The organism is Pararhizobium sp. PWRC1-1 (genome assembly GCF_049897905.1).
GTDB lineage: Bacteria > Pseudomonadota > Alphaproteobacteria > Rhizobiales > Rhizobiaceae > Pararhizobium.
Window position 1 is genome coordinate 53,221 of sequence record NZ_JAFCXE010000008.1, and the last position, 12,384, is coordinate 65,604.

At 58.8% G+C, this 12,384-nt stretch carries 14 protein-coding genes; 3 read left to right on the forward strand and 11 right to left on the reverse strand.

Annotated elements, in window-relative coordinates; genetic code table 11:
* Positions 1 to 2: 2 nt before the first annotated feature.
* Together trpB and ACP7E0_RS14215 are read right to left on the reverse strand one after the other, a co-directional pair.
* Positions 3 to 1,223 carry a tryptophan synthase subunit beta gene (trpB, locus tag ACP7E0_RS14210; RefSeq protein ID WP_426125684.1) on the reverse strand — a complete coding sequence of 407 codons (1,221 nt, stop codon included), beginning with the start codon at positions 1,221 to 1,223 and terminating at the stop codon, positions 3 to 5.
* Positions 1,220 to 1,906 (reverse strand): phosphoribosylanthranilate isomerase, encoded by a 687-nt coding sequence (locus tag ACP7E0_RS14215; protein ID WP_426125685.1) that lies wholly within the window; start codon positions 1,904 to 1,906, stop codon positions 1,220 to 1,222. Before ACP7E0_RS14215 ends, trpB begins: the two co-directional genes overlap by 4 nt.
* Before the next feature lie 128 nt (positions 1,907 to 2,034).
* On the opposite strand from ACP7E0_RS14215, the gene ACP7E0_RS14220 reads away from it, so the two are divergent.
* The 3 genes from ACP7E0_RS14220 to ACP7E0_RS14230 are packed head-to-tail and all read left to right on the forward strand — an operon-like array spanning position 2,035 to position 2,867.
* Entirely contained in the window at positions 2,035 to 2,250 is a 216-nt protein-coding gene (locus ACP7E0_RS14220) for a ribbon-helix-helix protein, CopG family (protein WP_426125686.1), read from the forward strand.
* A complete protein-coding gene (locus tag ACP7E0_RS14225) occupies positions 2,244 to 2,609 on the forward strand; it encodes a type II toxin-antitoxin system VapC family toxin (protein WP_426125687.1) in 366 nt (121 codons plus the stop codon). The genes ACP7E0_RS14220 and ACP7E0_RS14225 overlap by 7 nt, the downstream gene beginning before the upstream one ends.
* A 57-nt stretch (positions 2,610 to 2,666) precedes the next feature.
* On the forward strand, positions 2,667 to 2,867 hold the full coding sequence (locus ACP7E0_RS14230) for a YqaE/Pmp3 family membrane protein (protein ID WP_426125688.1): 201 nt from the start codon (positions 2,667 to 2,669) through the stop codon (positions 2,865 to 2,867).
* 11 nt (positions 2,868 to 2,878) lie between these two features.
* Here ACP7E0_RS14230 and ACP7E0_RS14235 read toward each other — a convergent pair whose 3' ends face one another.
* From ACP7E0_RS14235 to ACP7E0_RS14275, 9 genes are all read right to left on the reverse strand, one after another.
* Positions 2,879 to 3,637: a M48 family metallopeptidase gene (locus tag ACP7E0_RS14235; RefSeq protein ID WP_426125857.1), complete on the reverse strand. Its 759-nt coding sequence runs from the start codon at positions 3,635 to 3,637 to the stop codon at positions 2,879 to 2,881.
* Positions 3,638 to 3,757: 120 nt separating this feature from the next.
* Positions 3,758 to 4,186: a DUF2852 domain-containing protein gene (locus ACP7E0_RS14240; RefSeq protein ID WP_426125689.1), complete on the reverse strand. Its 429-nt coding sequence runs from the start codon at positions 4,184 to 4,186 to the stop codon at positions 3,758 to 3,760.
* A 145-nt stretch (positions 4,187 to 4,331) separates the two neighbouring features.
* On the reverse strand, positions 4,332 to 5,606 hold the full coding sequence (gene phaZ, locus ACP7E0_RS14245) for a polyhydroxyalkanoate depolymerase (RefSeq protein WP_426125690.1): 1,275 nt from the start codon (positions 5,604 to 5,606) through the stop codon (positions 4,332 to 4,334).
* A 244-nt stretch (positions 5,607 to 5,850) separates the two neighbouring features.
* The gene (locus ACP7E0_RS14250) at positions 5,851 to 6,870 is read right to left on the reverse strand and encodes a zinc-binding alcohol dehydrogenase family protein (RefSeq protein ID WP_426125691.1); all 1,020 of its coding nucleotides are present in this window, start codon (positions 6,868 to 6,870) and stop codon (positions 5,851 to 5,853) included.
* 87 nt (positions 6,871 to 6,957) lie between these two features.
* Positions 6,958 to 7,932 carry an ABC transporter permease gene (locus ACP7E0_RS14255; protein WP_426125692.1) on the reverse strand — a complete coding sequence of 325 codons (975 nt, stop codon included), beginning with the start codon at positions 7,930 to 7,932 and terminating at the stop codon, positions 6,958 to 6,960.
* 42 nt (positions 7,933 to 7,974) lie between these two features.
* Complete coding sequence (locus ACP7E0_RS14260) at positions 7,975 to 9,525, reverse strand: sugar ABC transporter ATP-binding protein (protein WP_426125693.1); 1,551 nt, start codon at positions 9,523 to 9,525, stop codon at positions 7,975 to 7,977.
* A gap of 123 nt (positions 9,526 to 9,648) precedes the next feature.
* Entirely contained in the window at positions 9,649 to 10,638 is a 990-nt protein-coding gene (locus ACP7E0_RS14265) for an ABC transporter substrate-binding protein (RefSeq protein ID WP_426125694.1), read from the reverse strand.
* A 239-nt stretch (positions 10,639 to 10,877) separates the two neighbouring features.
* Positions 10,878 to 11,324 (reverse strand): RbsD/FucU family protein, encoded by a 447-nt coding sequence (locus ACP7E0_RS14270; protein ID WP_426125695.1) that lies wholly within the window; start codon positions 11,322 to 11,324, stop codon positions 10,878 to 10,880.
* Positions 11,325 to 11,354: 30 nt separating this feature from the next.
* Positions 11,355 to 12,374 carry an aldo/keto reductase gene (locus tag ACP7E0_RS14275; RefSeq protein ID WP_426125696.1) on the reverse strand — a complete coding sequence of 340 codons (1,020 nt, stop codon included), beginning with the start codon at positions 12,372 to 12,374 and terminating at the stop codon, positions 11,355 to 11,357.
* Positions 12,375 to 12,384: the final 10 nt, after the last annotated feature.

Genomic DNA, 12,384 nt, shown 5'->3' on the forward strand with positions numbered 1-12,384 from the left:
GGTTACAGTCCCATTCCAAGCAATTTGCCGACGGTGAAGATGTCCTTGTCGCCGCGGCCGGAGAGGTTCATCAGAATGATCTCGTCCTTGCCCATCTTCGGCGCCCGCTTGATCACTTCGGCGATCGCGTGGCTCGGCTCCAATGCCGGAATGATCCCCTCGAGCCGTGTGAGCAGCTGGAACGCTTCCAGCGCCTCATGGTCCATGATCGGCACATAATCGACACGGCCGATATCGGCGAGCCAGGAATGTTCGGGGCCGATGCCGGGATAATCGAGACCAGCGGAAATCGAATGGCCTTCCTTGATCTGGCCGTCGCCGTCCTGCAGCAGATAGGTGCGGTTTCCATGCAGCACGCCCGGCGAACCTGCGGTGATAGACGCACAATGCTCGTCACCCTCCAGACCCTTGCCACCGGCTTCGACGCCGACGATCTTGACGGATTCGTCGTCAAGGAAGGGGTGGAAGATGCCGATCGCATTCGAGCCGCCGCCGACGGCAGCAATGACTAGATCCGGCAGGCGGCCTTCAGCCTCCAGCATCTGCTGCTTGGCTTCGATACCGATCACCGACTGGAAGTCGCGGACCATTTCCGGATAGGGATGCGGACCGGCAGCGGTGCCGATCAGGTAATAGGTGTCGTCGACATTGGTGACCCAGTCGCGCAGGGCTTCGTTCATCGCGTCCTTCAGCGTGCCGGACCCAGCCGTTACCGGCTTGACCTCGGCACCGAGCAGCTTCATGCGAAAAACGTTCGGCGCCTGACGCTCGACATCGGTTGCGCCCATATAGACGACGCAGGGAAGACCGAAGCGGGCGGCAACGGTGGCGGACGCCACGCCATGCTGGCCGGCACCGGTTTCGGCGATGATGCGGGTCTTGCCCATGCGCTTGGCCAGAAGGATCTGGCCGATGCAATTGTTGATCTTGTGCGAGCCGGTATGGTTCAGCTCTTCGCGCTTGAAATAGATCTTGGCGCCGCCAAGATGCTCCGTCAGGCGTTCGGCGAAATAGAGCGGGCTCGGGCGGCCGATATAATGGGCACCGAGATGTTTCAGCTCGGCCTGGAATTCCGGATCGGTCTTGGCCTTGTCCCACTCGGCCTGCAGGTCGAGGATAAGCGGCATCAAAGTTTCGGCGACGAAACGGCCACCGAAAATGCCGAAGCGGCCATCTTCATCGGGTCCGGTCTTGAACGAATTCGGGTTTGGCTTCTCGTTCACTTGCTTCTCCCTGCCAATGTTTTGGCTCCGGCCATATCCGCTTGCGCGCGGGAAACAGCCTCGAAAAACTCTTCCATGCGCCCCAGATCCTTGACACCCGGCGCGCTTTCCACACCTGAGGACGTATCGATGGCCTTGGCGCCGGTCAGAGCCAGGGCTTCACCGATATTCTCCGCGTTCAAACCACCGGAAAGCATGTAATCAACGCTTTCGTCAAGCGCATGCAAGAGCTTCCAGTCGAAAGACACGCCGTTGCCGCCCGGCAAATCCGAACCTTTCGGCGGCTTGGCGTCGAACAGGAAGCGGTCGGCTATTCCTATATAGGGTTCGATCCGCCTGAGATCATCAGCCTCACGAATGGAGAGCGCCTTGATAACCGGCAATCCGTAGACCGCCTTGACGTTCAGGACACGCTCGGGGCTCTCATTGCCGTGAAGCTGGAGAATGTCGGGCGACAGCGCCGAGACAATCTCGTCGAGATCATCATTATCGGCATCGACGGTGACGGCAACGATCTTCGCCTTGCCGCGAATGCGCTCCGCCAGCCGGCCGGCATCATCGGGCTCGATATTGCGCGGGCTCTTGGGAAAGAAGATGAAACCCGTATAGCGCGCGCCGAGCGCCACGGCCCGATCCACGGCCTCGGCAGTCTTCAGCCCGCAAATTTTGACTTCCGTTTTCATGCACAGCGCACTGACATGAAATGGGCCTTAAGTCGAGCTTAAAACCGACAATTGCGGGCTTTCGAAAGCACTCAGATGACAAGTCTCCGCTAAAATGATATCGTATATCGATATATAGGATGGACCTCATGAGAACTCTGATTGACATTACCGCGCTTCAAGTTGAGGCACTTGAAGATATAGCAAGAGCGGAAAAGCTGTCGCGTGCAGCAGTGATCCGGGCAGCAATCGACGAATACGTCCAACGCCGGCGCCGCGTTGACATCAGCGACGCCTTCGGGCTCTGGGGCGAAGCTGGAATGGATGGGCTGTCCTATCAGGAGAAAGTTCGCGGCGAATGGTGAAGGCACTGTTCGATACCAATATCCTGATCGACTATCTCAATGGTATTGCACAGGCTCGCGACGAGCTTGCTCTCTATGAGGAAAAGGCCATTAGCATCATTTCATGGATGGAGGTCATGGCAGGCGCCCGCGAGGAGGCTGAGACGGGAACGCGCGCTTTTCTCAATGGTTTTAGCCTGGTCGGGCTGACCGCACCGATTGCCGATCTTGCTGTGACGCTTCGCCGCAAGCGGCGCATCAAGTTGCCGGACGCGATTATCGAGGCTTCGGCACAGGCAAACGGTATGTTGCTCATCACCCGAAACACCAAGGATTTCGCGGCCGATTCGCCCTTCGTGCGCGTGCCCTATACGATATAGACCCGTTGCATGGCTCCTGAGGCTTCCTATATCCCAAGCAGACACACGTAGAACATCATGCGCCTTCTGCTTGCCATCATCCTGCCCTGGCTTCAGTTTTTCACCATCGGCCGGCCAATTGCGGGCATCATCTGCCTTATCCTGCAGATTACCCTGATCGGCTGGATTCCGGCGGCGATCTGGTCGGTCTATGCGCTCAGCCAGTACAAGACGGATGAGAAGATCAGGGAAGCGCTGGGCAATCAGTACCGGCGTTAAGCCGGATAGGCTCAATCGAAGTCGATTGCGTGCAGCATGGTGCCATTGCGCTTCAGCCAGCGTTTGGCATCGTCCATCGCAGGGCAGAGTTGTTCGCACAGATCCCAGAAATCCGGCCCATGGTTCATCTCGCGCAGATGTGAAACCTCGTGGGCGGCGAGATAGTCGATGACTTTCGGCGGCGCCATGACGATACGCCAGGAAAAGCTCAAGGCGCCATCGGCGGCACAGGATCCCCAGCGGCTGCGCGTATCTTTGAAACTCAGCGACTTCACCCTCCTGCCGACCATGCGGGCGTAGATCGACACCAGCCGTTCCAGGTCCTTGCGGGCTTCCTTCTTCAGAAAATCCGCGATCCGGCGGCGCAGGTGTTCCTCGGCACCACTGACAAGCAGCACTGGTTCGTCATCGATGATCACCGCTTCCGTCAGGCCGCGCAGCTTGCCGGTGCGCTCGATCCGGTGGGCGACGCCGCGCAGAAGAATGGTCCCACCCTCTTCCAGCACACTCTCGCCGGAAAACCGCGCGAGCTTGGTCATCAGCCATCCCTGATGGCGATCGAGGAAGGCATTGATCTCGCGTTCGGGCAATCCGGCCGGAATAGTCATCTTCAGCGCGCGGCCACCTGGCTCGATGCGTAGAGTCATCCGCGTTGCCCGGGCATTCTGGCGAATGGTCAGCGGCATGACTTTTCCCGCAACGTCAATCGTCCGCGTCACCGGTGGTGGCGGAGATTTGGGCTGACGCGTCTTTCGAAGCATGGAGAACATGAGTGTCTTGATAACCGATTCGTTTGAAGGACGCATGATCGCGAACCAACGGGACCGCATCAAAAAGAAAAACCGGCACCATTGCGGATGCCGGTTTTGTTTGTCTCGCTGATCGCTGGATCAGTTGGCCGGGAAGCCCGGAACCGAGCCGGCACCGCCGGAATTGCGATCGCGCATGAAACGGTCGAAATCTTCCTGGTCCTTGGCGCGGCGAAGTTCGCGGGCATATTCGTCGAATTGCTCGCGCATTTCGTCGAGCTTGCGGCGCTCCTCGTCGAGGCGGGCGAGCTCGGCATCGCGCCAGTCGTCGAAGGCAACATTGCCGGTGCCGAAGCTCGGACGGCCATAACGCTGGCTCTTGCGCCTGAAAGACGAGCAAAAGCCATCAACGCTGTTGTTGGCATCCTTCTTGAAGCTCTTCAGCCGTTCGCCGAACAGGATATAGGCAAGCATGGCGAGCCCAAGCGGCCAGAAAATCACGAAACCGAGCACCATCATGGCAATGGTCGCTGGCGTCCAGTCCGGACGGATCAATGCAGATTGGTTCATGTTCAGAAGTCCTCGCTAAAAGTGGGCCTCTCCTTCGGGCCCGCTTATTACGAGATGGGAAGAGGCTAACCGCTCTGCAAGACAATTGTCCGCAAAATCCGGCAAGCCTCTGATATCGATCGATGAAATCGATATGTTTTGCTGATCAGGCCGTCTTACCACCCTTAATCACTTGGCGCACCGGCTTGGCGCTGCGGGCATGTTCGCGGTGGAACGCAGCGATGCGCGGCGCGATTTCACGGCGGAAACGTGAGCCGTTGAAAACACCATAATGGCCGACATCCGGCTGCATATAGTGCAGGCGCATGTTGTCGGGGATGTTTGTGCAGATCGTTTGGGCCGCCTGTGTCTGGCCAACGCCGGAAATATCGTCGTTTTCACCTTCCACCGTCAAAAGCGCCACCTTGCGGATCGCAGTCGTGTCCACCTCCTGGCCGCGGTGGAACATTTCGCCCTTTGGAAGCGCATGCTTCATGAAGACGACATCGACGGTCTGCAGGTAGAATTCGGCGGTCAGATCCATCACCGCCATGTACTCATCGTAGAAATCGCGGTGCTTTTCGGCGGCGTCGCCATCGTTCTTGACCAGATGCTCGAAGAAATCCTTCGTCGCCGTCAGGTGCCGGTCAAGGTTCATCGACATGAAGCCGGACAGCTGCAGGAAGCCCGGATAGACCGGGCGCAGGAAGCCGACCTGCGGAAAAGGAACCGGCATCACAACGTTGTCGCGGAACCAGCTGAGCGGCTTTTCCTTGGCGAGCTGGTTCACGGCCGTTGGATTGATGCGCGTGTCGATCGGACCACCCATCAGCGTCATAGAAGACGGCGACAACGGATCGTCATTGGCTTCCATGATGGCAACGGCGGCAAGCACCGGCACGGCGGGCTGACAGACGGCGATCACATGCGTGTCGGGGCCTAGAAAATGCAGCATATTGATGACGTAGTCGATATAGTCATCGAGGTCGAACATGCCTTCGGTCAATGGAACCGTGCGGGCATCTATCCAATCGGTGATGTAGATATCCGACTGCGGCAACAGCGCTTCGACGGTGCCGCGCAAAAGCGTTGCGTAATGGCCGGACATCGGCGCGACAATCAGCACCTTCGGATCGGATGCCCTGCCCTTCGGTACAGCGCGCCGGAAATGGATGAGATTGCAGAACGGCTCGCGCCAGACGATGCGCTCCTGGACCGCAACCGGCACGCCATCGACAACGGTTTCGGGCAGGCCGAACGCCGGTTTGCCGTAACGGCGCGTCGTGCGTTCGAAAACTTCGAGGCCGGCAGCGGCGGCCCTGCCCATATAGGTATGCGCAATCGGATTGAGCGGATTGGCATAGGCGATCCGCATCGCATCGGCGGCCGCACGCCAGGGGGCCATCATCGCATGATTGAGCTCGTAAAGCTGGTAGAACATCGGAAGCGTTCTCCTTGTTACCGTAAACGACAACGCCGCTCCCAACCGGACGCAACCTTGCAATTGTTGTTCTTTGTGTCCGCAAGTGGGGCCGACACTAGCATTTTTCTTGTGCGACGCAATAAATATGCCTCAAGCCCTCTTTGACAAGGCCACCACAGGCTTGTCACAGAGGCTTCATACTAGGTAAAGGTGCTTGCCTGAGGCTGCCTTCCACGCTTGAGACATACGGTTTCAATCCGGGTCACGATGATATTTTCACCACCGCCTTGATCAGCCCGGTCTTCTCATGTGCCCAGCGCGGCAAATCGTTGACGACGTCGTCCAGCGTCGTGCGATGCGTGACCAGCGAAGAGACCGGGACATGCCCGGCACGGATCGATGCCGCCACATGCTCGAAATCCTGTCGCGTTGCGTTGCGGCTGCCGACCAGCGTCATTTCCCGCTTGTGAAACTCGGGATCGGAGAAGCGAATATCGTCCTTCACGACGCTGACAAAGACCAGGCAGCCGCCGTGCGCGACAAAGGAGAAGGATTTCTCCATCGAACCGCCAAAGCCGGTGGCATCGAAGACCACATCGAAACCGTCGCCACCGGTGGCCGATAGCACGGCTTCCGATGCTCCATCCCCGGCCAATATTCCCTGCGCAAAACCAAGCCGTTCAGCGGCCATCTGCAAACGCTCGGCGCTGGCATCGAGCAGTGTCACCTGATGGCCAGCAATGCGGGAGAAGAGCGCCGTTCCAAGACCGATCGGTCCGGCCCCAATAACCAGAGCCCTCGACCCGGCAGGCGCACGAGAACGGCGTACGGCATGGGCGCCAATGGCCAGGAACTCGACGGTTGCCGCAGCCTCCAGCGAAAGATCCCCGGCCGGATAGAGATTTGTCTCGGGCACGAGGATTTCCTCGCAAAGTGCGCCATCGGTGTGGACGCCCAGAACCTTGATGGCCGTGCAGCAGTTCGGCTTGTCCTTGCGGCAGGCGATGCAGGTTCCGCAGGACAGATACGGATTGACGATGACAGGCGTGCCCGGCGCCAAGGATACGCCTTCGCCGGGCTCGATCACCGTTGCCGAAATCTCGTGTCCCATGACTCTTGGGTATTCAAGATAGGGGTGTTTGCCCTCGAAAATATGATAATCCGTGCCGCAGATGCCGACATGGCTGACCGCCAGCCGGGCCCAGCCTTTTGGCGGCGAACCCGGTGCAGGTCTGTCGATGATCTCCAGGCGCCCGGGCTCCGGGCAGATGGCCGCTTTCATGGCAGGCATTCCTTGCAGTCTCACTTCACAGATGGGCGGATGGCAACGGCAACCGGCCGGGATCAAACCGGCCGGATACCGCAGGGATCAGCGCGAACCGCGGCGGCGCAACTGGTCGAAATAGACGATGACGATGATCAGCACGCCGGTGATAATCCGCTGCACGAACGCATTGACGTTGAGCAGATTGGCGCCGTTGTTGATGGTCGCCAGGATGAAGGCGCCGAGCAGCGGCCCATGTACCGAGCCAACCGCGCCGAACAGGCTGGTGCCGCCGATGACAGAGGAGGCGATCGCCTGCAATTCCCAGCCTTCGGCCTGGGTGGCGTTGCCGATGCCGATGCGCGAGGCAAGCAGCAGGCCGACAAAGGCAGCGCAGGTGGAAGACAGGATATAGGCGAGATAGATCGTGCGATTGACATTGACGCCGGAGAGACGTGCGGCTTCGCTGTTGGAGCCGACGGCAAAGAGATAACGGCCCCAACGGCTCAAGTGGAGGAAGATGTAAGCCGGTATCGCAACGACTATGACCATCCAAAACAGGCTGGGAATGCCGAGGAAATCAGCGCGCGAAAAATTGGTGAAGGACTCGTCGCTGATCGAGATCGTCGAGCCATTGGTCACCAACAGGCCAATACCACGCAGCGAGGTCAACGTCGCCAGCGTGATGATGAAGGCAGGAAGCCCCATGCGGACGATGCCGAAGGCATGAAAGGCGCCGATCGCCACGCCGACCAGAAGGGTGATGCCCATGGCCGGCCAGAGCGGCACGCCATGCTGCAAGAGCCAGGCGACGGTGACGCTGGAGAAACCGACCACGGCACCCACGGACAGATCGATGCCGGCGGTGATGATGACGAAGGTCTGCCCGACAGCAAGGATCGCCGTCATCGAACCCTGACGCAGAAGGTTGCTGATATTGTTGGAGGTCCAGAAACTTGTGGTCGAGATGCCAAGAAGCAGCCAGAGGAACAGCAAGAGCCCGAGCAAGGTGAGGCCGAACAGGATGTTCATGCCCTTCTTCGGCACCGGTGCGATTTCCGTTGTGGTCTCTACGCTCATGATTTTCCTCCACGCATTTTCTTATCCGGTCTTTTCATCATGCTAGACGCCGATCGCCTGGGTCAGCACTTCTTCATGAGACGCACTACGATAGGTGTGGCTGGCGACGAGCTTTCCCTGGCGGAATACATGCAACCGGTCCGACAGCTCGTAAACCTCCGGCAGATAAGATGAGATCAGGATGATGCCCGCCCCCTGCTCCAATAGCCTTGCAAACAGCCGGTAGATTTCCGCCTTGGTGCCGACATCGACGCCCACGGTCGGCTCGTCGAAGATGAACAGCTTGGCGCCATGGCTCAGCCATTTGCCGATGACGATCTTCTGCTGGTTGCCGCCGGACATGGCCGACGCCAACACACGCCGCGTCGGCGTCTTGATCTTCAGATCCTTGATCTGCCGGTCGGCATTCTCGATCTCACGCCCGCGGTTGATCGTCAGGCCGCGCGATAACCGGTCAAACACCGGAAGATTGATATTGAGCCCGATCGGCAGGTTGAGGCAGAGCCCCTGGTCGCGGCGGCTTTCCGGTGCCAGCGCAATGCCGAGGTCCATCGCGTCGCGTTCATTGCGGATCTTCACCTTGCTGCCCTGCCAGTAGACTTCCCCGGCATTCAAGGGCTGGCGGCCATAAAGCCCCAGCGCGAATTCGCTGCGCCCGGCACCGATCAGACCGTAAAGCCCGACGATTTCCCCGGCTCGCACGGATAGCGAGACATCCGAGAAACCTGGACCGGAAAGACCACGCGTTTCGACGATGGTCGCGCCGATCGGCAGCGTTTCCTTGTGATAAATCTGCTCGATGGTGCGGTTGATCATCATCGAGATCAGCTCGGTATCATTGGTCTCGGCGATCTTGCGCGTGCCGATATGAGCGCCGTCACGCAGGACCGAAACGCGGTCGGCCAGCTCGAAAACCTCTTCCATGCGATGGCTGATATAGACGATGGTTACGCCTTCGGCCTGTAGCCGGCGAATGAGCCGGAAGAGCTGCGCCGATTCCTGGCGGGTCAGGTAGGCGGTCGGCTCGTCGAAAATCAGGAACTGGGTGCCGCGCATCGCCGCGCGCGCCGTCGCCACCAGTTGCTGCTGGCCGATCGTGAGGCTCGATAGCAAAGCGGCGGCCGGCAGATTGAAGCCGAGATCGTTGAGCACGGCCTGGGCCGCATCTGTCATGGCGCGCTTGCGCATCAGGCCGTTCTTGTTGATCTCGTCGCCGAGAAACATATTGGCTGCGACGGACAGGTGGCGGCAAAGCACGACCTCCTGATGCACAGCGTTGATGCCGCGCGAAATCGCCTCGTTCGGAGTGGCAAGCTGCACCGCATCGCCGCACCAGAAGACCTCGCCAGACGTTCGCCGGATAACCCCGGTCAGAAGCTTTATCAGCGTCGATTTACCGGCGCCATTTTCGCCGACGATTGCATGGACTTCGCCGGACAGAAAGGTGATATTTGCCGGCTTCAAGGCCTCGACGGCACCATATTTCTTCTGCAGGCCCCGCAGTTCCAGGATCGGCTCGCCCTTGGGAACGGGGTGCTTGGCAATCGTCGTCGCGCCCTCGTGCCGGTGGCTGACATCGTGAAGTCCGGTCATGGCGGCTCTCCTCCCCAACCCGAAATCCGTTTCAACACAGCGGAGCTTTGCTGAAACAAATCTGGATCGCGTTATGCGACAGACGGCAGACCGCTATTGGAACGGCCTGCCGTGTTGTTTCGATCAGTTGACCTTCGGGTTCAGAAGGGCGTCGATCTTCGGCTCGGCCATGTTGGCCTTCGTCACCAGGTTTGCGCCGGTATCGACATTGGCCTCGACCTTTTCCTTTTTCGAAGCAGCGAGAGCGGTTTTGATGCCGTCATAGCCCATGCGATAAGGATCCTGCACCACGAGGCCTGCGATAACGCCTTCCTTCAGGAAGCCGACCGTCTTTTCATCGCTGTCGAAGCCGATCATCTTTATCTTGTCGCTGATCTTGTTTTCAGCGATCGCCTGGCCGACACCCTGTGCTTGTATTAGGTTTGAAGCGAAAACGCCGATCAGGTTCGGGTTTGCCGTAATCAAGTCGGTCATCATGTTGAGGCCGGTGGTTGCCTGACCGTCAGCGTATTTATCGGCGATCACCTTCAGACCTGGATATTTTGCAGCGATCTGTTCCATGAAGCCTTTATGGCGCTGATCGAGCGAGCCGACTCCCGGTAGATGAGTGATGATGGCGATTTCGCCCTCTTCCTTGCCGGTTGCTTCCTTGATGGCGGCAGCTAAGCCGTCAGCGGCGATACGTCCACCCTGGACATTATCCGTCGTCAAGAACGAGGTGAATGCCTTCGAATCGGCGCTGGAATCGATGCCGATGATCGGAACGGACTTCGCCGCTTCGTCGATCGGCTTGCCAAGCGCCTTGAATTCCGTGGGCGCAATAACGATGGCAGACGGAGCGCCAGCAACGGCATTTTCCAGGATGGTGATCTGGCCGTTGATATCCGATTCCGACTGGGCGCCGAGTTCCGGCACATTGACGCCGAGATCCTTGCCGGCAGCGCGGGCGCCAGCCAGAACGATCTGCCAGTAGAACGACGTCGTATCCTTGACGATGATCGGGATGGTGACGTCCTGCGCGAACGAGGCCATCGGCATCATCGTTGCGAAAACAGCGGCACCGGCCAGGCTGGTGAAGGCGCGGCGGGACAGGATATTCTTCATAAGGGTCATGGTGTTGTTCTCCTCCAACAACGTCTTGTTCAATTCTCCTCAGACCAAGCTATAAGACGCAACCAGCTCGATCTTTTATCCATAAAAAACATTTTGCCTTGGCAAGCTATCTCAGCAATTTCGAAATTGCAAGCGGTCCAGAAATTCCTTGAGCATTGCTTCCCTCCCAACGCCAAGTCTTTGTTATTCATCACGAAGATGAACCGACCCACCTCCATGGGCCGGATGCTAGCACCGTGTCATACGCGGTATAGTTCCTGCGGATGCACGACGCCCTTCTTCAGGATGATATTTCCGTACAGCCGAAATTCCGTCGTTGCGACGATATAGGCCGCCTTGCGCGAGCGCTCGTAGAAGGCAAAGCGCTCGATCGGCACCACCTTGAAGTCGCCGGCAAGTTTTTTGACCAGGCTCTGGAACTTGACGCAGACATCCGGCACCGCCTGCGGATCGCCGACGACTTCCATGCGCCAGGCGGATTCATCCACGAACGTGTCGAGCGGCATATGGGCGAGGATAGCCTCGAGAATGCTCAGCGCATCGACCCCGTCCGCCCGCACCACCTTCGGCCCCATCGTGCTGGCCGGAAAGTTGGCATCGGCAATCACGATCTCGTCCCCATGCCCCATGGTGCGGATCGCATGCAGCAATTCCGGACCGAGCAATGGATGTATTCCCTTCAGCATTCCGTTTTTCCTTTGTCTCTTGAAAGCCGGCTAAACCCGAACAGCGTCTGCGCCGAGTTCCGGGGCTACCAACGTATGCGCTTCGTAAGCCTTAAAATCGTCCGACTGCAGACGCCGCTCGGTCAATTCCATATTGCGGGTCAGGCTCGACGGTTTGGCTGTTCCGAGAAGAACCGAGGCAACCGCCGGGCTTTGCAACGGAAATTGGATCGCCGGTGCTGCCAGCGGCAGTCCTTGAGATCGCGCAATCGTTTCCATCGCTCTCACCTTGTCGAGAACGTCCGGGGTCGCCGGCATATAGTCGAAATGCGCCCCCTCCACCGGACCGGTGGCCAGAATACCCGAATTGAAAACGCCGCCAACCACCAGCGAGGTTTTCTTTTTCTCGCAGAGCGGCAGCAATTCGGCGGTGGCGGTGCGATCAAGAAGCGTATAGCGCCCGGCCAGAAGGATGCAGTCGATATCCGCCTTAGCCATCACATCGAGGCAAACCGGCACTTCATTGACTCCCAGGCCGTAAGCCGCGATGGCGCCGCTCGATTTCAGCTGGTCCAACGCCTTCAAACCACCATCCAGCAACTGGCGAAGATAGACAGCATTGCGCTCGGCACCGTGCGTATAGACACCGATATCGTGGACGAAGAGAATATCGATGCGGTTGAGCCCAAGGCGGGCATAGCTGAATTCGACCGAGCGCATGATACCGTCATAGGAATAGTCGTAATCCGTATCGAATGGCAGCGGATCGACGAAACCGTAGCTTGGCACCTCATCGTCGGCGACCGGCCGCTGCAGCCGGCCAACCTTCGTCGACAGAACATAACTGCCTTTGGGCTTGTCACGCAGGAAATCGCCGACGCGACGCTCGGCAAGACCAAACCCGTACCAGGGCGCCGTATCCATGAACCGCAATCCGGCAGTCCAGGCCGCTTCCAGCGTTTCCATTGCCGCTTCGCGCGGACAGGCCCGGTACATGCCGCCGAGCGGCGCCGTGCCAAAGCTGTATTCGGTGACGGAAAGGTCCGTCTGGCCGATTTTGCGTGTCTGCATCAATTCTATC